Below are 20,737 nucleotides of genomic sequence, written 5' to 3'. Positions count from 1 at the left end.
TGACACCTGCATGACGACCGCCGCCGACCACCTGTCCCGCTCCGCCCTGCTGTTCCTGTCGCGCCAGTCCAACCTGAAGGACGTGGCCACGCGGCTCAAACCCTTCCGCGAGCTGGCCTCGCGCTTCATCGCCGGCGAGACGCTGGAGGAGGCGGTGGACGCAGTGAAGGCGCTGACGGAGCGCGGGCTGATGGCCAGCTTCGACCACCTCAACGAGGCGGTGCGCACGCCCCAGGAGACGCGCGACGAGGTGCGGCACTATCAAAGGCTGCTCGCGCGCATCGACCAGGTGGGCGTGAAGGCCAACGTGTCGCTGAAGCTCACGCAGTGCGGCCTGTTGTTCGACAAGGGCCTGGCGCTCCAGAACGCGCGCGCGGTGGTGGCGGACGCGGCGGCGCGCGACTCGTTCGTGCGCGTGGACATGGAGGAGAGCGCCGTCACGCAGGCGACCCTGGACATCGTCAGGGATTTGCACGCGGAGTTCGGGGAGCCGCACGTGGGCGCCGTGCTCCAGAGCTACCTGCGCCGCACGGAGGCGGACGCGAAGGCCCTGTGCGCCGAACGCATCCGCATCCGGCTGTGCAAGGGCGCCTACCTGGAGGGTCCGCAGGTGGCCTTCCCGGACAAGAAGGACGTGGACGCGAACTTCGTGCGCTGCATGCGCATCCTGTTGGACAGCGGCGTGTATCACGGTATCGCCACCCATGATGAGCGGATGATTGACGCCACGCTCGCGCACGCGGCCCGTCAGGGTCTGCCGCGCGGGGCCTTTGAATTCCAGATGCTGTATGGCATCCGGCGCGACCTGCAGGAGCGGTTGGTGAAGGATGGCCACCCGGTGCGTGTCTATGTCCCGTATGGGAAGCACTGGTACCCGTATTTCATGCGACGGCTGGCGGAGCGCCCGGCCAACCTGTGGTTCGTGATGCGCAACCTGATGAAGGGATAGACCCCTGGGCCCCCTCCTTCACCGGGGGCCGTGGATACCTTCACGGACATGAAGAACCGATTCGCCGCCGCGGTCGTCGCCGGGGCCCTGGGGGGTGGGGTGCTGCGGGCGCTGGTGTCCGTGCGAAACCCCGCCCTGGGCCATCCACCGCCCTATGCGGCCCGCCGCATCGCGCACCGGCTGGTGAGCCGCTTCCTGCGCCGGGACCTGAGCAAGCAGGAGGCGCGGGACTGGGCCTGGACGATGCGCGCCGTCTACGGCCCCATGCTGGGGCTGGCCTGGAGCGTGGCAAGGCCCTCCGTGGCGCGGTGGCCGCTGGTGCCCCGGGGGCTGCTGCTGGGCCTGGGCGTGCTGGCGTTCGAGCACCTGGCGTTCCCGCTCCTCCGGGCCACCGCCCCGATGAACACCTGGACGGGGGAGGAGCACGCCTGGCTGGTGGCGCAGACGGCCGTGTTCGGCGTGGCGACGGAAGCGTCGCTGCGGGCCCTGGGGACCGCGAGCGTCGGGGACTGAAGCCGGGGACATGCTCGCGGGAGGCGTCCTTCCGGAAATGGGATGGCGGTTCCCAATTCCGGTCAGGTGCCCGGACCGGGACCGCGTTTTCCGTGGCGGGGCGGGGGGTGGCATCCTCGTTGCTTTGGTCGCCGGGTCCCCCAACCCCCACAGGTCCATGCCCTTGCACGAAGTCCGGCGCGCGCTGCGCTCGATGATGCGGGAGAAGGTCTTCACCGCGGTCGTCGTGACCACGCTCGCGCTCACCATTGGCGCGACGACGGCGGTCTTCAGCGTCGTGTACCCGGTGCTCTGGCAGCCCCTGCCGTATCCGGACGCGGCCCAACTGGTCCGCCTCTTCCAGACCACGACGCCGGGCGCGGGCGCTGGGCCCCACCGGGACCGCACCCGGGTGACGTCCCCGGTGTGGAACGCGTGGCGTGAAGGGGCCCGGAGCTTCTCCGGCATCGAGGGGCTGCGCACGCAGAAGCTGCTGCTGGGGGGCACGGGGCTGGAGGCGCGACTCGTCGTGGGGCGGGCCTCCTCCGGACTGATGCCCCTGCTGGGCGTCCACCCCGCGCTGGGGCGCCTCTGGGGCGCGGAGCTGGAGGTCCCCGGCCGCGACCGCGAGGTGGTGCTCACCCATGCGCTGTGGCAGCGGCTCTATGGCGCGGACCCCGCGGTCCTGGGCCGGAGCCTCCTGCTGGACGACACGTCCCACACCGTCGTGGGGGTGCTGCCGGAAGACTTCCACTTCGAACCGGAGGTGGAGCTCTGGAAGCCCCTGGCCCTGGATCCGCTCCATGAGAAGGAGAGCGTGCTGCGCGTCGTGGGACGCCTGCGTCCGGAGGTGTCGCTGGAGCAGGCCCGGGAGGAGCTGCTCCCGCTCGCGCTGAACGCCGAGCGCGTCCCCGGCGTGACGTTGACCGGCGTGAGCCTGGAGCCCCTGCACGCGCTCTGGGTCGAGCAGTCCCGCGTCCAGCTCCAGGTCGTGGCGGGGGCGGCGGTGCTGTTGTTGCTGCTCGGGTGCGCCAACCTCACGAACCTGCTGCTCGCGCGAGGCAGCACGCGCCTGCACGAGCTGGCGGTGCGCATCGCCCTGGGCGCGACCCGGGGGCAGCTCATCCGGCAGGTGCTCATCGGGAGTGGGGTCCGGGCCGCGTTCGGTGGCGCCGGGGGGCTGCTCGTCGCGCTCTGGGGACGGGGGCTGCTCAACACCTTCGTCCCGCCCCAGTTCGTGTCCGGGCCGGGCGTCGAACCCTTCGTCCTGGGCATCACGGCGACCGTGTCCCTGGTGACGGCCGTGCTGGTGGGGCTGCTGCCCGCGCTCCATGCCTCGCGCGGGGACGCCCGGGTCGTGCTCGGGCCGCTGACGCGCGGGGCCTCTTCGACGGGCTGGGTGCGCTCGGTGCTGGTCGTCATGCAGCTGTCCCTGGCGCTGGTGCCGCTGGTGGGCGCGGGGCTCATGCTCCGCACGGTCTGGAAGCTCCAGGCCGTGCCGCTCGGCTTCGAGCCCCGGCAGGTCACGGTCGCGGAGGTGTACTTCCCCCTGGAGCGGTTCTCCGACGAGTCCCGGGCCGCGGTCGTCGCGCGGGACCTGGCCGCGCGGCTTGCGGCGGTGCCCGGGGTGACCGCCGCGGGCTTCACCGGCGCGCTTCCCTTCTCCGGCGAGGTCTGGCGCGAGACGGCGGGCGTCCACGTCACGGGACAGCCCCTGCCTCCGGGAGCCCTGCCCCGGGCCGGGTACGTGGCGTCCAGCGCGGGCGCCTTCCGGGCGATGGGCATTCGCTTGAAACAGGGACGCCTGATGAACGCCGGGGACACGGCGGACCGTCCCCCCGTGGTCGTCGTCAGCGAGGCCTTCGCGCGCCGCCACCTTCCCGGCCGGAGTCCGCTCGGGGTCCGGCTCCAGCTCGGCGGGGAGGGAGAAGCCGCGCGGGCCCCCCGGGAGATCATCGGCGTGGTCGCGGACGTGCCCATGGAAGGCCTGTCGGTCGAGCCCTCGGGGGACGTCTATGTTCCGCTGGAGCAGGACATGCGCCGGAGCCTGAGCCTCGCGGTGAAGTCGTCACTGCCGATGCCCGACCTCCTGGCGCTGTTGCGACAGCACGTGCGCGCGGCGGATCCAGACCTGCGGATGCTCAAGGTCCGCACGTTGGACAGCGTGGTGGAGGACAGCTACGCCCGCGTGCGAGTGATTGGTGGATTGCTGTCAGCCTTCGCGGTGCTGGGAATGGCCCTGGCGTCGGTGGGGCTGTATGGCCTGCTGGCCTTCTGGGTGACCCAGCGGACCCGGGAGCTGGGGATCCGCGGCGCCCTGGGCGCGACCCCCGCGGGACTGCTCCGGATGGTGGTGGGCCAGGGCCTGCGGCTCACGGGCCTGGGGCTCGCCGTGGGCCTGCTGGGCGCCATGCTGCTGGCCCGGGCGCTCTCCGCGATGCTCCATGGCGTCTCTTCGCGGGATCCCCTCATCTTCATCGTCGCACCGCTGCTGATGTTCCTCACCGCGCTGGTCGCGAGCTGGTTTCCAGCCGTCGCCGCCACCCGCGTGTCCCCCGCCGAGGCCCTCAAGCGGGACACCTGAGTCCGGAGCGCTCGCGACGCGGTGAGGGGTGTCAGGGCCTGGGCGGCTTCGTCGGACCCGCCTTGCGGCCGAAGGGGTGACGGCGCTGGCGAGTCGGTTCGTGGGCGGTGTCCGGGCGTCCCTCCGCCAGCCAGGCGATGGCGTGGGCGGAGCTGGGGATGGTGAGCATCAGGAACGCGGCGACGAGCAGGCCCCGGAGGATGAGCTTCGCATCCCCGGTGGCGAGCGTGGCGCCCAGGACCACCAGCACCGCGCCGAAGGGCACCGCGCCCGCGGCGTGCACCCGCGTGAGCACCGACGGCAACCGGTACATGCCGATGATGGCCCCGGTGATGAAGAGCAGGCCCAGCGCCACCAGCGCGTCGGCGCCCCATTGCAGGAGGGCGGAGAGCATCAGCGCTCCTCCTCATCATTGCGGAAGGCGCGGCCGTGGTGCAGGAAGCGCGCGCCGGCCACGGTCTGCACGAAGGACAGCAGCGCGAGCACCAGCGCCGCGTCCAGGTAGCCGGCCTCGCCGCGCGTGGCACCGTACAGCGCCAGCACCGCGCAGATGACCAGGCCCAGGGTGTCCACCGCCATCAGCACGTCGGCGGCGGAGCGCTGTCGCGACGCCAGCAGCACCAGCGTGCCCAGCAGGCCCACCATCCAGAGGATGGCCAGGGTGAAGAAGGTCTCGTGCACCGTGCCCTCCCTTACGGAAACACCGCGCGCTGGTAGCGCTGGTAGAAGTTCTCCTGCTGCCGGCGCAGCTTGTCCGGATCCGAGGCGTCCAGCGCATGCATGCGCATCACCCGGCGCCCCCAATCCAGCTCCAGCAGCACCGTGCCCGGGGCCAGGGACATCACCCACGAGGACACCTGCACGCCTCGCGCGGTGCGCTCGCCCATGGGCACGTCCACCACGCCCGCGTGCTCCGCGCGGCCGTGGTGTCCGAAGACGACGCCCAGCACCTGCGCGCAGCTGCGCACCACCAGCACCCCCAGCGCCCAGCCGAAGCGCGGCAGGTGCAGCAGGCGCCGCCAGCGCACGCGCCCGCTGACGGCGGGGGGCAGGCCCGCCAGCGGGAACAGGCGCATCACGCCCGCGGACAGCACCGCGCCCACCGCGAGGTCCACCGGATGGAAGCTGCCCACCATCACCGCGTACAGCAGCGCCAGGGCCAGCACCTGCACGACGGCGCGGTGGCTCATGGCAACACCCCCAGCCCCGCGATGGCATCACGCCCCGCGCGCAGCAGCGGCTCCGGCCACAGGCCCGTGGCGACGAGCGCCAGGGACAGCGCGAACACCACCGCGCCGGTGCCCCGGTGCAGGGCCGCGCCCTCGCGCAGCCACTGTTCACGCTGGTAGGCCCGGAAGAGCGCCAGCAGCGACAGGATGCTCGCCAGCACCACCAGCCCCGCGAGCCACGAGTGGCCCCGCTCCAGCGCCGCCCTCAGGAGCCACGCCTTCGACCAGAAGCCCGCCGTGGGCGGCACGCCCGCCGTGCTGAAGGCCGCCACTGAATAGGCCCTCCGCGCGCGCTCCCCGCCCCGGTCCTGCGCGAGGAACAGCGCCGTCTTGTCCACCGAACCCGCCAGCGCCAGCGCCACCGCCGCGGACAGCCCCTCCCGTCCTCCCAGCCCCAGGGCCGCGATGATGAGCCCCGCCTGCGTGATGGACGCGTACGCCAGCACCTCGCGCGTGTCGCGCCGGGAGAGCGCCAGCACGGAGCCGTAGAGGATGCTCGACGCGCCCAATATCTCCAGCAGCGGACGGGCGCGCTCCAGCACGTGCGGCATCACGTCCGCGCCGAAGCGCAGCAGGCCATAGCTGCCGATGTTCGCCAGCGCTCCCGCGAGCAGCGCCGCCACCGTGGGGCCCGCATCCCGGTACACGGCCGGCGCCCAGAAGTGGAATGGGAAGAAGCCCAGCTTCACACCGAACGCGCACAGCAGCAGCGTCCCCGGGACGTCCAGCGCATACGGCGCGCCCGCCTGTCCCCACGCGACGATGGACTGCATGTCCAGCGTGCCCGTCGTCAGGTACAGCATCACCACGGCGGTGAGGAACAGCGTGGAGCCCATCAGGTTCACCACCACGAAGGTGAACGCGGCGCGCAGGTTCCGGGCCTTCTCGCCGTAGGACGCCAGCGCGAACGCGGCCGTCATCGCCAGCTCGAAGAAGACGTAGAAGTTGAACGCGTCGGACGTGAAGAACACGCCCGTGAGGCCCGCGCCCAGGAAGACCACCAGCGAGGGGAAGCTGCGCGACGTGATGCCCCCCGCGACGTGCTCGTACACGAGCGTGCCCAGCAACACCGCCGTGGACACCAGCGCGTACACGATGGACAGCGGATCCGCGCGCATCCGGATGCCCACGCCCACCGGCCAGTCCCCGGTGACGAACTCGGGCGGGTGCGCGCTCCAGGCCTGGGGCAGCAGCAGCGCCGTGCACACCAGCGTCGCCGCGAGGCTCGCGATGCCCAGCCACGCCACCCACGCGCGCCGGCCGTCCATGAAGGCCAGCACGCAGGCCATCACCCACGGCAGGAGCAGCGGTCCCCAGAGCGGCATCAAGGGCCCCCCCTCTCCGTGTCGTGCACGCGCTTCACTTCCGCTTCCACCAGCCGGTCCGTGCGCAGCGAACCGTGCGCGCGCTGCGTGCGGTGCACCAGCGTGAGCAAGAGCGCGGACACCGCGAAGCCGATGACGATGGCCGTGAGCGCCAGCGACTGGAGCACCGGATCCGTCACCGGCCAGCCCTGCTGCACGTTCACCGCCTCGCCGCGCTCCGGGAACGAACCCGCCAGGATGAGCAGCACGCTGGAGTTGGTGATGAGCACCGTGCCGCACGCCACGCGCACCAGCTCGCGCTCCAGCACCAGGCGCACGCCACATGCGAACAACAGGCCCACCACCAAGGATGCGATGAGGATCATGGCCCTTCGTCCCCTCCGTGCGCCGTGCTGAGCGCGAAGCGGTCGATGACCGTCACCACCAGACCGAAGACAATGAGCATCAGCCCCCCTTCGAAGACGAGCGCGGTGTGCAGGTGGAACGCGCCCGCGCCCAGTTCGGGCTGTCCCGGACGGGGGAAGAGGCTCACCGGCGTGTAGCCCGCGAGCACCGGAAGGAACGCGGTGCCCACCACCAGCAAGAGGCCCACGCCCGCGAGCGGCGCCGCGTACCGCACCACCACGTAGCGCCGGGTCTGCTCCCGGCCCGTCACCACGTACTGCAGCAGCACCGCCAGCCCCGCGAGCGCCCCGGCCGGGAAGCCACCGCCCACCTCGCCGCCGCCCTTGAGCCAGAACGACAGCGCGATGATCAACGACGGCCACAGCAGCATGCGCGAAAGGGGCGGAACGAAGGAGCGCATGGGTCAGCCCTTCCCCTTGAGCTTCAGGAGGCTGGTGACGCCCAGGAGCGCGGCCAGCACGACGCTCATCTCCCCCACCGTGTCCAGGCCCCGGAAGTCGGTGAGCACGGCGGCCACGACGTTGGGCGAATGCGCGGCCTCCGCGAGCTTCACCGTCTGGGTCCCCACGCGGTCGGCCTGGAGATGGGACAGGGCGCTCCAGCTCAACAGGAAGCCGCTCACGCCCGCGATGCCGGCGGAGATGCGGTCGCGGCCCCGTGGCTTCTGGGCCTCCGCCTGCGCGCGCACCAGCCGGCGGTCGGGCAGCAGCGCCAGCAGGCCCGCGAAGAGCAGCGTGAAGGTGGTCTCCACCAGCACGGAGGTGAGGGCCACGTCGGGCGCGGCGGCGAAGGCGAACACCATGGCCAGGCTGAAGCCCACGCAGGAGATGAGCAGCACCAGCACCAGGTGGTTGCGCGCGCGCAGGGTGGCCAGCGCCGCCGCGGACGCGAAGGCCAGCGCCATCACCAGCGTCACGTCCGCCCAGCCCACGCTGCCCGGGATGAAGCGGTCGCGCAGCGGCGTCACCCACAGCACCGTCATGCCCAGCAGGCCCGTGGGCACCAGCACCGACGCCACCCGGTCGCGCAGGTCGCGCACCTCCTTCTCGTGCAGCCACGTGGACAGCCTGTCCAACTGGTGCAGCAGCACCCGGTAGCCTTGCGCGGGCCCGACCTTCGACGTGCCCTCCAGCACGCGCGTAAGGCGCGGTGTCCACGCCAGGCGCGTGGCGAACAGCACCGCGCCCAGGGCCCAGGCCCCCACGGCCAGCAGGTTCTCCGCGCGCGCATCCAGGTGGTACGCGAGCGCCAGCGAGGACGCCTCACCGCGCACCATGGAGGCGGAGGCCGCGGCCCGGGCGGGCGCGACGAGGAGGCCCGGCAAGAAGCCGCCCACCAGCACGGACGCGGCGAGCACCCCCACCGGGACGACCAGCAGTCGGGGCGCGGCGGGCACGTCCTGTCGCGGTCCTCCGAAGAGGCCCCACCACAGGCGCAGCGTGTACGCGAGCGTCAGGCCCGCGCCCACGAGCCCCGCCGCCATGAATGCGGGGCCCCTCTCCACGAGCGCGTGGAAGAACACCTCGTCCTTGAAGAAGCCCACGGTGAGGGGCAGCGCGGCGAGCCCCGCGGCGGCCACCGCGCTCGCGCCCGCGAGCACGGGCAGCGAGTGGCGCAGGCCACCGACCTCCGACAGCTTCTTCTTCCCCGTCACCTGCGTGATGGCGCCCACGGTGAGGAACAGGGCCGCCTTGCAGGGCGCGTGGGCCGCGACGTAGAGCGGCGCGCCCTCCGAACCCAGCGCCACCAGCACCAGCGCGTAGCCGTACTGCGCAATGGTGGAGTACGCGAGCACGCGCTTGAACGGATCCGCCACCAGGGCCATCAGGCTGCCCACCGTCATGGACAGGAAGCCGATGGCGAGCAGCCCGTCGCGCACGGCCACCGCCGGCGCGAACAGCGGGTAGAGGCGCTGGAGGAGGAAGACGCCCGCGGCCACCATCGCGGCCGAGTGCAGGTACGACGACACCGGCGTGGGCGCGGCCATGGCGCGCGGCAGCCAGAAGTGGAACGGCACCTGCGCGCTCTTGCCCAGCGCGCCCACGGCCAGACACACCAGCGCGCCCGTGGGTGCGGGGTCGTTCGCGGCGCGCTCGAAGACGAGCGGCAGGGAGAAGGTGTCGTACTGGAGCCCCAGCGCCATCGCTCCGGCGAAGAAGACGACGGAGGTGGCGCCGGTGAGCACCAGCGACAGCAGCGCGGCGGCGCGCGACTCCGGGTCTTCGCGGTCGAAGCCGATGAGCAGGTACGAGACGATGGTCGTGAGGTCCAGCGCCACGAACAGCAGCAGCAGGTCATCCACGGTGACGAGCAGCACCATGGCGGCCATGAACGACAGCAGCAGCACCTGGAAGCGCACCTCGTCGCGAGCGGGCCGACCCTCCTCCTCCAGGTGGTGCGGCATGTACGCGCGCGAGTACAGGACCACCACCGCGCCGACGGACAGCGCCATCGCCGCGTAGAGGCCGGACAGGCCATCCCGCGTGAACTCCAACGACAGGCCCCACGTCGGCGCCCAGGGCACCACGAGGCGCGCGGGCCCCAGCGTCAGCTCCCAGCAGAGTGCGACCAGCGCGGCCACGGCACAGGCCGCCCCCACCCAGGCCGCCGCCCCCGGACGCCACCGGCCCGCGACGTACGCGAGCGGCGCGCACGCCAGGGACAGCAGGAGGGGGAGCAGGAGGACGGGCATGGTGGGCGAAGGGGCCCACGTTAGGAGTGGCCCACCGAGCCAGGCACACAACCGTCATCCCACCGCGTGGAGCGTCACCCCGCGGTCACTCGGGGCGCGGGCGCCGTGCGCTGGTGGACAGCACCAGGCCCTACAGCGACTCCAGCAGCTCCCGGCACTCGCGCCGCCAGTGGAGCGCGGGGGCCGGCACCTGGCGCACGCGCACGGAGCCGTTGGAAGGCTCCCGCGACAGCAGGCGCACCTCTTCCGGACGCACCTGCTCCAGCAGGTCCGGCGAATGCGTGGACAGCACCACCTGCACGGGCTGCCCTCCGGTGGACTCGCCGCGCGTCATCGCGCGCAGCAACTCCAGCACCTCGCGCACCAGCCCCGGATGCAGCGCGCGCTCCGGCTCATCCAACGTGAGCAGCTCCGGCAGCGGCCGCTGATACGGCAACAGCAGGAACGCCAGCAACCACAGCACCCCGTCCGACACATGCTCGGAGCCGAACCACACGTCCGGACTCCAGCGGTCGCGGAAGCGCAGGCGGAAGGAGCGGTCCTCCAAATCGCGCGCCACGTCCACCTCGGACAGCGATGGCACGCGCCGCGCCAGCTCCTGGGAGATGACCTCGCGCGTGGACATGGGCAGCGCCGCGAAGACGCTCGCAAGGTTGCCGCCCTTGCGCTCCAGCCAGGTGGCCTTCGCGGACGAGCCTCCCGCGCGCAGCGCCTCCATGCTCAGCGCCAGCTGCTGCGTGGAGTGCCCCTGCCCCGGCAGCGTGTCCATCACGTTGAACGGATACACCACGCGCGTGCGGTCGCCGTGCGCGTACGTCCACTCGATGGAGAGGGGCCGTGAATCATCCAGGCGCCAGAAGTCGGTGGGCTCGTACGCGAGCTGGTGCTGCAGGCCCTCCAGCACGGCGCTCTTCCCGGAGGCCGTGGGCCCCACCAGGACGGTCAACGGCTCCAGCGCGAGCTTCACGCCAAGCAAACACCGGAAGTGCTCGAAGTGGACGGATGAAATCACTCCCGGGAGCCTAACGGGCTCCCCCCAGGGGCCGTCCATGCCCACACGGGCCCCCCGGTCGCATGCTCCCGGGGATGGCAGGAGGGCACCCGCTCAGGACTTCAGCGCGCGCGCCCGCACGGGCACCGACGCCGTCATCACCGACGCCGCCCCCACGTACACATCCACCGGCGACAGCGGCCCCGCGCCCGGCAACGCCGCCACCTCCCGCACCACCTCCGCGCCCGCGTGACAACACGCGCGCAGGTCCGCCTGGAGCCGCGCGCCCGTGTCCTCCTGCCGGGGCGCGTCGAAGAGCAGCCGGCCCAGCACCTCCCGGGGCGCGGGTGACAGCTCACGCAGCCCCGCCTCCACCTCCGCGGGAGCCGAAACAGCGGCGCGGCCCGTGACCAATTCCAGCAACACCCGCCCCAGCGCGCGCAGGTCCGCGTGCGCCTCCAGCGGTGCGTCCACCGCTTCCTCCGGAACCGGCGGCGGTGCGACCTCATCCGGCCGGATCGGCGATGCGAAGCGCCGCAACAACCGGCACGCGGGACGCAACCCGAAGTCCGTCAGCGTCACCTCACCCCGGGGCCCCAGCCGGATGCGATTGGCGCGCACGTCCCCGTGCACCACCCGCGTCACATGCGCGGCATGCAACGCGCCCGCGACCTCCGCGCCCACGTGACACACGAACGCTTCCGACAGCCGGGCACCCCGCCCCGCCACGCGCCTGCGCGCCGTGGCCAGCGAACAGCCGGGGACGTAGTCCGACACCACCGTCAACGTGTCGCGCGCGTCCACCTGGAAGCCGTGCAGCCGCGCGATGCCGGGATGCCGCAGCGGCACCGCCTGCGTCAGCGCCTCCTCCAGCGGAAGCCGCGTCTCCGGACCCAGCCCCGACGCCAGCAGGTACGTCTTCACCACCAGCGGGTGCTCCCCCCGCTGACCCTGCTCCAGCGGCCACACCAGGGACACCCACTCCCCCAGCGGTCCCCGCCCCAACGGATGGATGGGCGCGAACGCGGGCAGCCGGGAGGCGAACGGAAGCACGGACATGACGACCTCCAACCCAACACATCCAACCTGGGACGTCAACCCACCCGTCCCGACGCCACGGGTCCTGCCTCCTCCGACACCCGGGCACGCGGCCAGGGTGCCGGAAGAGCCACGGGGACTAGAAGTAGCCGCCGACCGTCGTGGAGATGCCGAGCGTCACGTCGTTGCCGGAGAAGTTGCCCTGGCTGCTGCCGAAGCTGAAACCCTGGTCGCTGATGAGCGCGCGCACCTGGGGACCCGCGCCGACGAAGAAGTGGTTGGTGACGTGGAAGAGGACGGGCGCGTAGATGTCCAGCACGAAGGACACGTCGCTGTTGTCGGGGATGTGCCCGAAGTGGATGCCGAAGCCCAGCTTGGGCCAGAACGACACGCGCTCGTTCAGGGGCAGGTTGTAGCCCACGCGACCCAGCACGCCGAGCCCCACCACGGTGGAGTCACCGAAGCCCAGCGCCAGCTGCGCGGCCGCGCCCACCGACAGGTTCTGCTGGAGGAAGTAGTCCGCCGCCGGCTCCAGGTTGATCTGGAAGATTTCGTTGCCGGTGTTGTAGCCCAGGAAGCCGGACGCATCCTGGCTGATGACCAGCTGGCCCGGCTGACCGAAGTCCGACGCCTTGCCGGGATCGCTGTTCAGGCTGGGCGCTTCCGCCGCCACCGCGTTCGCCGACACCGCGAGACCCGCCACCAACGCCAGGCCCGTCCACTTGTTGTTTCCACGCATCGAGTTTCCCCTCACGTTCGCGCCCGGCCGACCCTTCCCGGTGCGCATGCGGGGCCCCTTCTAATCAAAGGCCGCCGCGATGCGAGGATGTTTTGCCGTTTCCCGACACTTCCGGGGTCACAACTCCATCTGCTGAACAGCGCCACGAATCCTGATCGCGGCCATCAGCGCGCGGCGCGGGCCACGCTCCGGGCCCCCAGGGCCGCCCCGCCCAGCACGCCGCCCGCGAGCGCCGCCAGTCCCAGCGTCGCCGTGAAACGCACCCACGCGGGGGTCGGCGGCACGCTGCCCCGGGGCCCCACGCCCTGCGCCACCGGGGAGAACAGGTTGCCGTCGGGCCGCTCCAGCGGCGTGCGCGTCGTCTGCATCCGCGCGCCCAACCGGCCCAGCACCGCCTTGCCCACCCACGGCGCGACGGCGTCGAGCGCCAGCATCAACCGCCCCTGGAGGAACGCCGGCACCGACGTGCGCCCCGGCCGCTTCGCCAGCCGCACCACCGCGCGCGCCACCAGGTCCACGTCGTACGTGGGCGGCACCGGCACGGGCCTGCGGCGCAGCATCGTCGGCGCATGGTCGAACATCGGCGTTGACACGGACGGCACCAGCACGTTGGACACGTGGATGCCGGTGCCCGCCAGCTCCAGCTCCAGCGACTTCGCCCACCCCAGCGTCGCGTGCTTCGCGGCCGAGTACGCCGACAGCAGCGGCGCCGCGCCCGACGCCAGCATGGACTGGATGTTGAGCAGGTGGCCGTGGCCCTGCTGGCGGAAGTGCGGCAGCACCGCGCGCGCGAAGCGGAAGTAGCCGAAGCACGACACGTCGAACACGCGCGTGATGTGCTCCCACGGGAGCCGGTCGAAGTAGCCGTAGGACTGCACCGCCGCCGCGTTCACGAGCAGGTCCACGCCGCCGTAGTGCGCCACGCATTCGCGCACCACGCGCTCCACGTCCCCGGGCACCGTCACGTCCCCTTCACACACGAGGCACTCACCGCCGCGCTGGAGCACCTCCGCGCGCAGCTGTTCCAGCGCGAACTGGCGACGCGCGGTGACGCACAGCCGCACCCCGGCCTCCGCCAGCCGCACCGCGGACTGCCAGCCCACGCCGCTCGACGCGCCGGTGACGATGGCGACCTGCCCCCTCAAGTCCTCGTGTCGTGCCATGGGCGTTCGCCCCTCCCCCCATCAGGTGGGCCTTCCTGCGCCGGGCGGCATGACGAAGCGTCCGAAGACGTCCGGACAGCCCTCCCTCGCCCGGTCGCCCTGCGTGCCGGGGGCGGGGCGTGTCCCGCGCCGCCCTTCCGGTGCACCTGGAGAAAAACGGCCCCACCCTTATGGGCCAGGAGCGCGCGGGACTTGGAAACCTTGGGAGCACGCCATGCCAGAGCACACCCCCAGCCCGGTGACGGATGAGTCGCCCCAGCGGCTCGTGTCGCGGGCCATCGACCAGAGCCGGAGGCAGGCACAGGCGGAGGTGGTGAAGGAGGAGCTGCGCCGCGACGCACGCCAGCTCATGAAGGCCGCGGCCCTGCTGGGCGGCGGGGCCCTGCTCGCGCTGAGCGGCGCGGCGGCGCTGACCGTCTCGCTGGGCCTGCTGGCCTCCGCGCGCGGCACCCTGTTCCTGGGACTGGGCCTGGGCGGCGCGGGGGCCGTGCTGGGATGGCAGGGCGCGCGCCGGCTTCCCGGGCAGCCGTTGGGGAAGCCCTTCAGGAGCCTGCGCCGGGACCTGGACGCGCTTCGTCCTTCCCTCTCCTGAAGTCTCGACAGGACACACCCGGTCCCCTGGAGCGTCAGGTCCCGGCCGCCGCCCGCGTCCGCCCCCGCGCCCTGGAGGCCCCGTGTCGTCCACCCAGACCGACCCTTCCGCCGTGCCCGTCCCCGCGTCCTTCGCGCACCTGCGCCGCTTCCCACTGGACGGGGCGCTGCTGCTGTTCGACCGCGACACCGGCACCAACGTGCGCTGCGAGGGCGAGGAGACCGCGCACCTTCGCGCCCGGGCCCCGCGCGCCATCCAGTTCGGCATCACCAACCGCTGCAACCTGGCCTGCACCTTCTGCTCGCGGGACGTGGAGGCGAAGAGCGACTGGACGCAGGACAGCGCGTTCGCCGTGCTCTCCGGCCTCGCGGACGCGGGCGTGCTGGAGGTCGCCTTCGGTGGAGGCGAGCCCTGGGCCTTCCCCCACTTCGAAACGCTGGTGCGCCGGCTGTACGACGAAACCCCGCTCGCGGTGAGCTTCACCACCAACGGCCTGGCCCTCACCGCGAAGCGGCTGGCCGCCGTGCGGGGCCGCTACGGCCAGGTGCGCGTGTCGCTCTATGAGGACAACGACTGGCGGCGCACCGTGGGCCGGCTCGCGGACGCGGGCGCGCGCTTCGGCGTCAACTACCTGGTGACCCCGGAGCGCCTGCCCTCGCTCGAAACGGTGGTGCTGGAGCTGGCCGCCCTGGGGTGCCGGGACGCGCTGCTGCTCAGCTACAACGGCCACGACCGCGCGCTGCACCTGGACGCGGCCCAGGCCCGGGACCTGTCGCGCCGCGTGGCCCTGCTCGCACGGGCGCTCACGCCGCGCTGCCAGCTCAAGCTCGACGTGTGCTGGGGCGAGCGGCTGGAGAACGTCCCCCGCCTCTTCGACAAGCAGGACTGCGGCGCGGGCCGCGAGTTCCTCGTGCTCACCTCCGACCGCAAGGTGATGCCGTGCAGCTTCCACCACCTCGCCTTCCCCGTGACGTCCGCGCAGGACGTGATGGAGGTGTGGCACGGCCAGCGCGCCCGGCTTGCCTCCGCGTCCACCCTGCCCGGCTGCGCGCGCACGCCCGGCCACGGCCTGTCTTCCCCATCGGGAGCCCCCTCATGAAGATCCACGTCTGGAACGCCTTCGCCAGCAACAACAGCGGCAGCTACACCGTGGTGGGCGCCTTCGACGACACGGAGGTCGCCGCTCGGGTCGCCGCCGAACTGTCCCAGGCCGCCACCGCGCACGCAGCCTGGGCGGAAGAAGGGCAACAGAAGGGCTTCGGCCACGCGCCGCGTCCCTCGCCGCTGGAGGCGCTCGCCCTGCGCCACGGGCTCGGCCGCCCCTTCAGCACCGACTCCGGCATGGGCCCCTACGATTACTTCACCGACCTGCCCCAGGTCTGGGCCATGGGCCATCAGGTGTTCGTGTACCACCCGTTCACGTTGGACCCTCCGCACCTCTTCGGCGAGGCGATGTACGCGCACGGAGGCCGCGTGGAGACGACGCTGGAGCACGTGCACCACCCGGTGGTCAGCCTCTTCAGGCTGTCGGTGCCCCTCGCGGGTCGGCCCGGACAGGACATCCCGGCGCGAGCCGCCGCCCTCGTGGAAGCCCTCCACGCCGAGGACGGTCCCCTCACGCAGCATGTCTACGCGGAGCCGTGGGTCGCCTGGCAGGTCCATGCCGGACACCCCCATGCGGGCACGGACCTCACGCTGGGCGTGGCCTTCCAGGAGCTGGTGGAGGGCTTCCAAGGCGTGGAGGCCCTGGCGCGCGAGCATGGCTTCACGCTCAACGTGAGCCTGTCCGAAGCGTGGAGCGACGACGCGGATCCGCTGGGCTTCCTGCGCCCCTGCGTCCCGCCCCTGAAGCAGCCGCTCTACGACGTGGTGCTCACCGACGCGGGCGCGACCCCCACGAAGGAGCTGACGCGGACCCTCGCGAGCCTGCGCCGGACGTCCGAGTACGCGGTGCGCACGCTGCACGAACGCCTGCCGGCGACGGTGGTCCGCCGCCGTCCTCCCGGCGTCGCGGAGGCGATGGCGGCCCTGCTGCGCCGCGAGGGCGCCACCGTGGAGCTGCGGCCCTCCACGACGTGAGGGCGCTTCAGCTCCAGGAGATGTCGTAGACGGCTTCCACGAGCGACCGCGCGTGGCCCTTCACCTGCACGTCATGCACGCCGGTGACTTCCAGGGCCGCGCGCAGGATGCCCTCCGTGTAGGGCACCGGCATCAGGGTGCGCATCATGGAGATGCGCCCCGCCGTCGGGCCCGACCACTCCACGGTGCGCTCGCCGAAGTTCAGGGCCATCCGGTAGCCCGACTGCATCACCTCCATCAGCCGCTTCGGGTCTCCGCTGGCCTGCTGCACCAGCTCCCGGGCGAACATGGAGTGGAGGAAGTCCAGCATGGCCTGGGTGCCAATCTGGCGCATCGCCGCGTCGAAGTCGCCCACCAGCGGCGCCAGTTGCCAGGCCGCCGCGTAGGACAGACGCAGGAAGCGGGGGAACGGATAGGACTGCGTGGCGACGTAGTCCGCCGTCTCGTCCGTCTGCTCCAGGATGCTCGCCACCGCCTTCTCGCCGCCCAGGAAGCGCACCGCGTCCAGGGCGCCGAGGAAGAACATGCCTCGGGACGTATCCTCCTCGGTGGTGACGCCCAGCCGGGCCGTCAGGTCGCGTGCGATGTCCTCTGGAAGGTCCAGTGTTCCGCGCGGCATCGTTCGTCCTTTTGAAAGGCAGAGGGGGAGTCCGCCGGACCGGACCATTCCACAGGTCACGCCCTACCGCGAGTCCCCATCTGTCCCCACGACACATGTTTCATGACGTGTGAGGTCCTCTCGGTCCGGGTCCCGGAGAGGGCAGCAAGCGGCGCACCATCTCCAGCAGCTCCTTCACCGACACAGGCTTGCGCAGGTAGTCCACCGCGCCCCCAGGCTGGAAGGGGCTGCCGGACAACACGACGATGGGCACGCCCTCCAGCATCCGCTCTTTCGACAACCGTAAGAGAAAGGACTGGCCATCCAGCACCGGCATCATCAGGTCCAACAGCACCAGCGCCGGAGGCGGGTTGGCCTTGAGCCAGGCCCACGCATCCTCACCATGTACGCACTGCGCGACCTGATAGCCCTCCATCTCCAGCAGCGTGCTGACCGCGTCGCGAATGTCTTCTTCGTCCTCGATCAACAGGACGAGAGAGGGACTGTCTGGCATACGGGTCTCCACTCGCTCCTGTCACGTTCGAGTTTCCTCGTGACGTCTGGCCTCCGTGCGTTCGCCGGACGATATGGGGGTCGTCGGGCAAAAGCGGGAGTGGCGTTGACACGTAGATTCACAACGGTTGACCCCGGGTCCTGATTCTCGAAAAGAGGTCGCGAAAGAGGTCGCGAAGGACCGGGGTTGACGATCGCGGGGACGCGCCTTACGGCCTGCGGGGCGTGCGATGCTCGCCTTACCCTGTCAGTAGGGGGTGCTAGGTTCGGGGCATGATCGAGTCCATCACGCTCCAGAACTTCAAGAGCTTCGGCGAGGAGCAGGTCATTCCACTGGAGCCCATCACGGTGCTCGTGGGGCCGAACAACTCGGGCAAGTCGAACTTCATGAGCGTGGCGCGGTTCCTGAAGAACAGCCTCGTGGCCGGCATCAGCACCGCCGCGAACCAGGAAGGGGGCTTCCTCCTTCACACGCCGCCTTCCGGAAACAACCGCTGCATCATCGGCTGGCGGATGGATGGCATTCAGTACTCCGCGACCCTGGGTGCGGACCTGTCCGTCGTCGAAGAGAAGGCCTTCGACACGACCGGGAACAAGGTCGATTTCAACGGCGCCACGATTCGCACCAATACCCAAGGCATTGGCCTTATCCGGCGCGACAGCGACACGTTCACCTTCGCCAAGTCAAACCTGGGAGTTGCAACCCCCATCCCGCTCCTCGGCCTGTGGGCGCCCTTTCGCAACACCCGGTTCATCAAGCTCTCGCTTGGCGCACTGCGGGCCGACAGCGAAGTCATCCCAGAGCCGGAGATCGGCTCGGATGGTCGCGGGCTCGCGGCCGTCATCGGTCTCTGGCGCGGCGCCATGCCGGAGAAGGTCGAAGCGCTGAGTGGCTTCCTGTCCCGCTGCCTGCCCGAAATGAAGGACGTGCTCGTCCGTCCAGCGCCCACGCCGGGCCATCAACGCCTGTGGTTTCGGCAGAGGGATGGATTGGAGTTCGATGCCGAGCATGTCTCCGACGGCGTCCTCGCGTTCACCGCGCTGGCCATGCACGCGCTGAGCGCGGAAAAAGGACAACTGCTGTGCGTCGAGGAGCCCGAGCAGTCCATCCACCCGAAGCGACTTCGTGAGCTGGTGGATCTCCTCAAGGACATCGTCCGCGAACGTGGCTGCCAGTTCATCATCGCGACCCACTCGACGGTCCTTCTCAACGCCTTCCGCGACGAAACCGAAGCCATCCTGCTCTTCCGCCGCTCCGAAACTGGAACGCGCGTGAAGCGTTTGAGCGATGTGCCGGAGTTGGTGGAAGCCCTCCAGCAGGCACCGCCCGGGGAGCTCCTGGAGACGGGTGCTTTCAGCGCGGCGTTTTGAGGGTCCCTGTGCTCACGGTCGCCATTGCCAGTGAGTTCCAGGCCTACGACGGCGAACTCTACCGCTATCTCCTCGAACGGATCCTCGGCACCTCCGTCCAAGCGTGGAAGAGCGAGATCGAGTTCAACGGATGCAGGCATGTGCGAAAGCAGGCCGGGTTGTACCTGGAGGAAGCCGCGCGGCAGGGCGTCCGCCACGCACTCGTCGCCATCGACAACGACGGAGGCAGTAAACGCGGGCTCCCACATCTCACGGAGCACGATGCCACTCGTGAATGCGCGGATCCTGACGGCTGTCGCGTGTGCTGGCTGCACAGCACCCTTCCCACAAGCTGGCGCGAGGACCCCTATCGCTCCTGCGTGGTCGTGCCCGTGCAGACGCTGGAGACGTGGCTCCTCGTCAGCAAGAACCACCGGTTCACCGAACCGTCTCCGGAGCAGCGCTACCAACGAACCGTCCTGAAGAAGGACTGCTTCGGCAAGCCTCTGCCTTCCAGCCAGGAACAGAAGCGCATCGCGCTCGAGTGGCTCCAGCATCCGGAAGCCCTCGCGAGACTGGCACAACGCCCCAGCTTCCAGGCATTCATCGACCAGGTGAAGACCTGGTGAGGCTCAGGGGGCTGGCGGGTTCGGCACGTCCCGATCCAGGGGACGCGGCTTCCGAGAAAGCCACTGCGCCAGAGCGCCATCCAGGATTCGACCTGTCGTGGCCTCGTCGTACTTGAGCGAACGCCCCAGCGATCGGGCCGCGTTCATCAACACGGCCTCCAGCTTCGTGATTGCCCGCAGCGTCGCGTTGTTCATCCCCAGCGCGCCCATCCTCCGCCGTGCTTCCTCACTGGCACGCGGAGGACCCAGCACGGGAAGGTAATTCACCAGGGCAGACGCGAGCACCTCGGGTCCTACCTCACGGGCGAGGGCGGCGAAGCGTTCGCTGAGAAGCAGGACGAACCGCTCCAGTTCCTGCCGCTCGTCAACCATGCGCGTCCCTGTGTCGAAGGACCAGACCGTGAACGCCTCCGAGTGGGGAACGCGCATCTCCGACAACTGCTTGAGCAGCGAAAGGGTGATGACGTACTCCGGCGCTCCACCAGGGCTCTCCAACCGGACGCCGACGACCTGACTCCCGGACCGCAGCCGCTCCTTGAGCAGGCGCAGGAAGGGCTCGCCCTCTGGCCCCTCCAATGCCTGGCGGATCCACATGTTCCAGTCCCCGGTCATCCCGGAAGGGTCCATCCTTCCCCCCACTTCGTCAACCTGCTGGACAGCCAACATCCTCACCCTGTCGAATGCCCTGCCCGCTCCTCACCGCTCCGGCAACACCACGCCGTAACGTGCCAGGTCCTCCGGCGTGTTCACGTTCGCCAACGCGCGTGCCCGCGGATCCACGGCGCGCAGCGCGGCTTCGGGCAGCGTCCGGGTCCGGAAGCGCGACAGCACCTGGCGCAGGGACGGGTCTTCCGCCAGCGCGTCACCCCACCGCGCCACCAGCTCCGCGCGGTACGCGGCGAGCAACGGCTCCCAGCGTCCCTCGCGCTCGAAGCACACCGCGTCCACGTCCTCCGCCCGCGCCTCCAGCACCACGCGCGCCACGGCCTGCGTGATGAACGGCATGTCGCACGCCACCGCGAACACCCACGGCGTGCGCGCCGCGCCCAGCGCCGCGTGCACGCCGCCCGGTGCGCCCTTGCCCGCCACCGCGTCCGCCACCGTGCGCAGTCCGAAGCGCGCATAGGGCGCCGGTGCGTTCGCCACCAGCAGCACGTCCCCGAACGACGCCCCAAGCCCCACCAACCGCTCCAGCACCGGGCGCCCCTCCACCGTCAGCAGGCCCTTCACCACGCCGCCCAGCCGGGTCCCCTGCCCTCCGGCCAGGATGGCCAGCGTCACGTCGGGAAAGGTCGCGGATCCGTCCATGTCCACGGAACGCTACACAGCTTTCCCTCCGTCCACGCTTGCTTGAATCCTGTCTCTTATA

General features: G+C 71.0%; 24 protein-coding genes. 8 read left to right on the top strand and 16 right to left on the bottom strand.

Annotated features, from left to right (window positions below):
* The first annotated feature begins 10 nt into the window (after positions 1-10).
* From D7X74_RS18455 to D7X74_RS18445, 3 genes are all read left to right on the top strand, one after another.
* The gene (locus D7X74_RS18455) at positions 11-949 is read left to right on the top strand and encodes a proline dehydrogenase family protein (RefSeq protein WP_120534281.1); all 939 of its coding nucleotides are present in this window, start codon (positions 11-13) and stop codon (positions 947-949) included.
* 48 nt (positions 950-997) lie between these two features.
* Positions 998-1,462: a hypothetical protein gene (locus D7X74_RS18450; protein ID WP_147446610.1), complete on the top strand. Its 465-nt coding sequence runs from the start codon at positions 998-1,000 to the stop codon at positions 1,460-1,462.
* A gap of 157 nt (positions 1,463-1,619) precedes the next feature.
* On the top strand, positions 1,620-4,025 hold the full coding sequence (locus tag D7X74_RS18445; RefSeq protein ID WP_120534279.1) for an ABC transporter permease: 2,406 nt from the start codon (positions 1,620-1,622) through the stop codon (positions 4,023-4,025).
* A 31-nt stretch (positions 4,026-4,056) separates the two neighbouring features.
* Here the strand turns inward: D7X74_RS18445 and D7X74_RS18440 are convergent, their stop codons facing one another.
* From D7X74_RS18440 to D7X74_RS18390, 11 genes are all read right to left on the bottom strand, one after another.
* Entirely contained in the window at positions 4,057-4,419 is a 363-nt protein-coding gene (locus D7X74_RS18440; RefSeq protein ID WP_120534278.1) for a monovalent cation/H(+) antiporter subunit G, read from the bottom strand.
* Positions 4,419-4,706, bottom strand: a complete 288-nt coding sequence (locus D7X74_RS18435) for a monovalent cation/H+ antiporter complex subunit F (protein ID WP_120534277.1) — start codon at positions 4,704-4,706, stop codon at positions 4,419-4,421. Before D7X74_RS18435 ends, D7X74_RS18440 begins: the two co-directional genes overlap by 1 nt.
* 11 nt (positions 4,707-4,717) lie before the next feature.
* Entirely contained in the window at positions 4,718-5,215 is a 498-nt protein-coding gene (locus tag D7X74_RS18430) for a Na+/H+ antiporter subunit E (protein ID WP_120534276.1), read from the bottom strand.
* Complete coding sequence (locus tag D7X74_RS18425) at positions 5,212-6,579, bottom strand: complex I subunit 5 family protein (protein ID WP_120534275.1); 1,368 nt, start codon at positions 6,577-6,579, stop codon at positions 5,212-5,214. Before D7X74_RS18425 ends, D7X74_RS18430 begins: the two co-directional genes overlap by 4 nt.
* Positions 6,579-6,944, bottom strand: a complete 366-nt coding sequence (locus D7X74_RS18420; RefSeq protein WP_120534274.1) for a sodium:proton antiporter — start codon at positions 6,942-6,944, stop codon at positions 6,579-6,581. Before D7X74_RS18420 ends, D7X74_RS18425 begins: the two co-directional genes overlap by 1 nt.
* Positions 6,941-7,384, bottom strand: coding sequence for an MnhB domain-containing protein (locus D7X74_RS18415; protein ID WP_120534273.1), 444 nt, complete (start codon positions 7,382-7,384; stop codon positions 6,941-6,943). Before D7X74_RS18415 ends, D7X74_RS18420 begins: the two co-directional genes overlap by 4 nt.
* A gap of 3 nt (positions 7,385-7,387) precedes the next feature.
* Complete coding sequence (mbhE, locus tag D7X74_RS18410) at positions 7,388-9,676, bottom strand: hydrogen gas-evolving membrane-bound hydrogenase subunit E (protein ID WP_120534272.1); 2,289 nt, start codon at positions 9,674-9,676, stop codon at positions 7,388-7,390.
* A gap of 130 nt (positions 9,677-9,806) precedes the next feature.
* Positions 9,807-10,688, bottom strand: coding sequence for an AAA family ATPase (locus D7X74_RS18405; RefSeq protein ID WP_158620381.1), 882 nt, complete (start codon positions 10,686-10,688; stop codon positions 9,807-9,809).
* Between the two features lie 93 nt (positions 10,689-10,781).
* On the bottom strand, positions 10,782-11,726 hold the full coding sequence (locus D7X74_RS18400) for a protein kinase (protein WP_120534270.1): 945 nt from the start codon (positions 11,724-11,726) through the stop codon (positions 10,782-10,784).
* Between the two features lie 118 nt (positions 11,727-11,844).
* Entirely contained in the window at positions 11,845-12,444 is a 600-nt protein-coding gene (locus tag D7X74_RS18395) for a hypothetical protein (RefSeq protein WP_120583985.1), read from the bottom strand.
* A 164-nt stretch (positions 12,445-12,608) separates the two neighbouring features.
* On the bottom strand, positions 12,609-13,607 hold the full coding sequence (locus D7X74_RS18390) for an SDR family oxidoreductase (protein WP_120534268.1): 999 nt from the start codon (positions 13,605-13,607) through the stop codon (positions 12,609-12,611).
* A gap of 214 nt (positions 13,608-13,821) precedes the next feature.
* Between D7X74_RS18390 and D7X74_RS43040 the strand changes: the two genes are divergently transcribed.
* The 3 genes from D7X74_RS43040 to D7X74_RS18375 all read left to right on the top strand — a co-directional run bounded on the left by D7X74_RS43040 (position 13,822) and on the right by D7X74_RS18375 (position 16,278).
* Entirely contained in the window at positions 13,822-14,199 is a 378-nt protein-coding gene (locus D7X74_RS43040) for a phage holin family protein (RefSeq protein ID WP_158620382.1), read from the top strand.
* Between the two features lie 82 nt (positions 14,200-14,281).
* Positions 14,282-15,298 (top strand): radical SAM/SPASM domain-containing protein, encoded by a 1,017-nt coding sequence (locus tag D7X74_RS18380; RefSeq protein ID WP_120534267.1) that lies wholly within the window; start codon positions 14,282-14,284, stop codon positions 15,296-15,298.
* The gene (locus D7X74_RS18375; protein WP_120534266.1) at positions 15,295-16,278 is read left to right on the top strand and encodes a hypothetical protein; all 984 of its coding nucleotides are present in this window, start codon (positions 15,295-15,297) and stop codon (positions 16,276-16,278) included. The genes D7X74_RS18380 and D7X74_RS18375 overlap by 4 nt, the downstream gene beginning before the upstream one ends.
* 7 nt (positions 16,279-16,285) lie before the next feature.
* Here D7X74_RS18375 and D7X74_RS18370 read toward each other — a convergent pair whose 3' ends face one another.
* The 3 genes from D7X74_RS18370 to D7X74_RS44855 all read right to left on the bottom strand — a co-directional run bounded on the left by D7X74_RS18370 (position 16,286) and on the right by D7X74_RS44855 (position 17,778).
* The gene (locus D7X74_RS18370) at positions 16,286-16,897 is read right to left on the bottom strand and encodes a TIGR02265 family protein (protein ID WP_158620383.1); all 612 of its coding nucleotides are present in this window, start codon (positions 16,895-16,897) and stop codon (positions 16,286-16,288) included.
* A gap of 100 nt (positions 16,898-16,997) precedes the next feature.
* Complete coding sequence (locus D7X74_RS18365; protein ID WP_120534264.1) at positions 16,998-17,390, bottom strand: response regulator; 393 nt, start codon at positions 17,388-17,390, stop codon at positions 16,998-17,000.
* Between the two features lie 259 nt (positions 17,391-17,649).
* Positions 17,650-17,778 (bottom strand): hypothetical protein, encoded by a 129-nt coding sequence (locus D7X74_RS44855; protein ID WP_255424439.1) that lies wholly within the window; start codon positions 17,776-17,778, stop codon positions 17,650-17,652.
* On the opposite strand from D7X74_RS44855, the gene D7X74_RS18360 reads away from it, so the two are divergent.
* Positions 17,717-18,760 (top strand): AAA family ATPase, encoded by a 1,044-nt coding sequence (locus D7X74_RS18360; protein WP_233602158.1) that lies wholly within the window; start codon positions 17,717-17,719, stop codon positions 18,758-18,760. The two genes, D7X74_RS44855 and D7X74_RS18360, sit on opposite strands and share 62 nt — an antisense overlap.
* Before the next feature lie 8 nt (positions 18,761-18,768).
* Entirely contained in the window at positions 18,769-19,368 is a 600-nt protein-coding gene (locus D7X74_RS18355; protein ID WP_120534262.1) for a hypothetical protein, read from the top strand.
* A gap of 3 nt (positions 19,369-19,371) precedes the next feature.
* Here D7X74_RS18355 and D7X74_RS18350 read toward each other — a convergent pair whose 3' ends face one another.
* Entirely contained in the window at positions 19,372-19,980 is a 609-nt protein-coding gene (locus tag D7X74_RS18350) for a hypothetical protein (RefSeq protein WP_147446608.1), read from the bottom strand.
* An 84-nt stretch (positions 19,981-20,064) separates the two neighbouring features.
* Positions 20,065-20,676, bottom strand: a complete 612-nt coding sequence (locus D7X74_RS18345) for a molybdenum cofactor guanylyltransferase (protein WP_120534260.1) — start codon at positions 20,674-20,676, stop codon at positions 20,065-20,067.
* Positions 20,677-20,737 lie beyond the last annotated feature (61 nt).

Source organism: Corallococcus sp. CA047B (assembly GCF_003612065.1).
GTDB lineage: Bacteria > Myxococcota > Myxococcia > Myxococcales > Myxococcaceae > Corallococcus > Corallococcus praedator.
This window is presented reverse-complemented; position numbering and strand designations above follow the sequence as displayed.

Bases quoted from the DNA above. Each gene is read 5' to 3' on its own strand.
- D7X74_RS18455 (WP_120534281.1), top strand. From the start codon at position 11: ATGACGACCGCCGCCGACCACCTGTCCCGCTCCGCCCTGCTGTTCCTG.
- D7X74_RS18450 (WP_147446610.1), top strand. From the start codon at position 998: ATGAAGAACCGATTCGCCGCCGCGGTCGTCGCCGGGGCCCTGGGGGGT.
- D7X74_RS18445 (WP_120534279.1), top strand. From the start codon at position 1,620: ATGCCCTTGCACGAAGTCCGGCGCGCGCTGCGCTCGATGATGCGGGAG.
- D7X74_RS18440 (WP_120534278.1), bottom strand. From the start codon at position 4,419: ATGCTCTCCGCCCTCCTGCAATGGGGCGCCGACGCGCTGGTGGCGCTG.
- D7X74_RS18430 (WP_120534276.1), bottom strand. From the start codon at position 5,215: ATGAGCCACCGCGCCGTCGTGCAGGTGCTGGCCCTGGCGCTGCTGTAC.
- D7X74_RS18425 (WP_120534275.1), bottom strand. From the start codon at position 6,579: ATGCCGCTCTGGGGACCGCTGCTCCTGCCGTGGGTGATGGCCTGCGTG.
- D7X74_RS18420 (WP_120534274.1), bottom strand. From the start codon at position 6,944: ATGATCCTCATCGCATCCTTGGTGGTGGGCCTGTTGTTCGCATGTGGC.
- D7X74_RS18415 (WP_120534273.1), bottom strand. From the start codon at position 7,384: ATGCGCTCCTTCGTTCCGCCCCTTTCGCGCATGCTGCTGTGGCCGTCG.
- mbhE (WP_120534272.1), bottom strand. From the start codon at position 9,676: ATGCCCGTCCTCCTGCTCCCCCTCCTGCTGTCCCTGGCGTGCGCGCCG.
- D7X74_RS18400 (WP_120534270.1), bottom strand. From the start codon at position 11,726: ATGTCCGTGCTTCCGTTCGCCTCCCGGCTGCCCGCGTTCGCGCCCATC.
- D7X74_RS18395 (WP_120583985.1), bottom strand. From the start codon at position 12,444: ATGCGTGGAAACAACAAGTGGACGGGCCTGGCGTTGGTGGCGGGTCTC.
- D7X74_RS18390 (WP_120534268.1), bottom strand. From the start codon at position 13,607: ATGGCACGACACGAGGACTTGAGGGGGCAGGTCGCCATCGTCACCGGC.
- D7X74_RS43040 (WP_158620382.1), top strand. From the start codon at position 13,822: ATGCCAGAGCACACCCCCAGCCCGGTGACGGATGAGTCGCCCCAGCGG.
- D7X74_RS18375 (WP_120534266.1), top strand. From the start codon at position 15,295: ATGAAGATCCACGTCTGGAACGCCTTCGCCAGCAACAACAGCGGCAGC.
- D7X74_RS18370 (WP_158620383.1), bottom strand. From the start codon at position 16,897: ATGCCGCGCGGAACACTGGACCTTCCAGAGGACATCGCACGCGACCTG.
- D7X74_RS18365 (WP_120534264.1), bottom strand. From the start codon at position 17,390: ATGCCAGACAGTCCCTCTCTCGTCCTGTTGATCGAGGACGAAGAAGAC.
- D7X74_RS44855 (WP_255424439.1), bottom strand. From the start codon at position 17,778: ATGAAGTTCGACTTGCCCGAGTTGTTCGGCCCCACGAGCACCGTGATG.
- D7X74_RS18350 (WP_147446608.1), bottom strand. From the start codon at position 19,980: ATGACCGGGGACTGGAACATGTGGATCCGCCAGGCATTGGAGGGGCCA.
- D7X74_RS18345 (WP_120534260.1), bottom strand. From the start codon at position 20,676: ATGGACGGATCCGCGACCTTTCCCGACGTGACGCTGGCCATCCTGGCC.